Source organism: Methanomassiliicoccales archaeon (assembly GCA_014361295.1).
In the GTDB taxonomy this organism is placed as follows: domain Archaea; phylum Thermoplasmatota; class Thermoplasmata; order Methanomassiliicoccales; family JACIVX01; genus JACIVX01.
On sequence record JACIVX010000108.1, the window covers coordinates 1 to 786 of the forward strand.

Consider the following 786-nt stretch of genomic DNA (forward strand, 5'->3'; position numbering starts at 1 on the left):
GGCGGAGCTTTGCTCCGCCCCCCCAACTCTATATAAATCAAAACTCAATTATTCCTTTATTTTCCAAACAATTCCCTTTCCCTTTATACTACGGGCGATTTTCTGTAGCTTTACGAGAATTTTGATTTTTTCCTCAAATGGAAGCCTAGCTTGCTCTTTGCGAAATCTCTCCTTCCCTTCAAAAATTTCCTCTCTCGTGAGTATCTTGTCCTTATCAAAGATTATCTTTTGTTTATCCTTTTTCATAAAACTCAAACCTCCCCCTTAACCCGAATTTATCTAATATATTTTGAAGCTTCTCTTGATCAACTTCCGCCTCCTGAATCAGTTTTTCAACCTTCTCCCTGTCTTTACTCCGACCCGCCCTTAGAAGGATTGCTATAAGGTATTCCGGAGTTAATCACTTTCGTTTTTCCCCCTCATATTCCATTGTTCTCGCTCTTTCCACCGCTTCCTTCTCCAGCTCGTCTGCATAGATGAATTGAACAGGAACCCCTTCAATCATTATGTGTTCGCCTTTCCAAAAGCATCCTTTTGCCTTTAGATATTCAAATATAGGGGACAAGTCTATTATAGTTTGTTCAGTTCGAGTTTCCGTTAGGATGAAGATATCTAAATCGTTATGTTAAGAAAGGCTCTGTATAGAAGAGGGTAGCGATGCCGCCTCCTATTGCGTAATCCTTGATGAGCCCCTTTTCTTTCAATTCATTTATAACCTGTATAGCTTCTCGCATTTGAATTCAATTTTAATTATAAAGAAAAAGGGGGGCAACCCCAAAGGGGTTG

1 protein-coding gene is annotated in these 786 nt (G+C 39.7%); it reads right to left on the bottom strand.

Going from position 1 to position 786, the window contains the following annotated elements; genetic code table 11:
• Window positions 1-48: 48 nt before the first annotated feature.
• Complete coding sequence (locus H5T41_11430; GenBank protein ID MBC7109370.1) at window positions 49-246, bottom strand: hypothetical protein; 198 nt, start codon at window positions 244-246, stop codon at window positions 49-51.
• Window positions 247-786: the final 540 nt, after the last annotated feature.